At 55.1% G+C, this 488-nt stretch carries 1 rRNA gene; it reads right to left on the reverse strand.

Annotation, left to right across the window (positions count from 1 at the left end):
• Positions 1 to 488 (reverse strand): 23S ribosomal RNA (locus tag HMPREF2656_RS03945); the annotation flags it as partial.

Below are 488 nucleotides of genomic sequence, written 5' to 3' on the forward strand. Positions count from 1 at the left end.
TGGGTGGTTAGTATCACCGCTTCGATACTGGGCGCGTATATACGGGTACGGGAATATCAACCCGTTGACCATCGACTACGCCTGTCGGCCTCGCCTTAGGACCCGACTCACCCTGGGAAGACGAACTTGACCCAGGAACCCTTAGTCATTCGGCGGATACGATTCTCACGTATCATTCGTTACTCATGCCTGCATTCTCACTCGCGTGCAGTCCACCGCTTCTTCCGATACGGCTTCACCCCACACACGACGCTCCCCTACCCATAGTAAAAACTATGCCGCGGCTTCGGCGGTGTGCTTGAGCCCCACTACATTGTCGGCGCAGAACCACTCGACCAGTGAGCTATTACGCACTCTTTCAAGGATGGCTGCTTCTAAGCCAACCTCCTGGCTGTCTTCGCGATCCCACATCCTTTTCCACTTAGCACACCCTTAGGGGCCTTAACCGGCGATCTGGGCTGTTTCCCTCTCGACTATGAAGCTTATCC

This window comes from Corynebacterium sp. HMSC034B08 (assembly GCF_001835805.1).
Lineage (GTDB): Bacteria > Actinomycetota > Actinomycetes > Mycobacteriales > Mycobacteriaceae > Corynebacterium > Corynebacterium coyleae.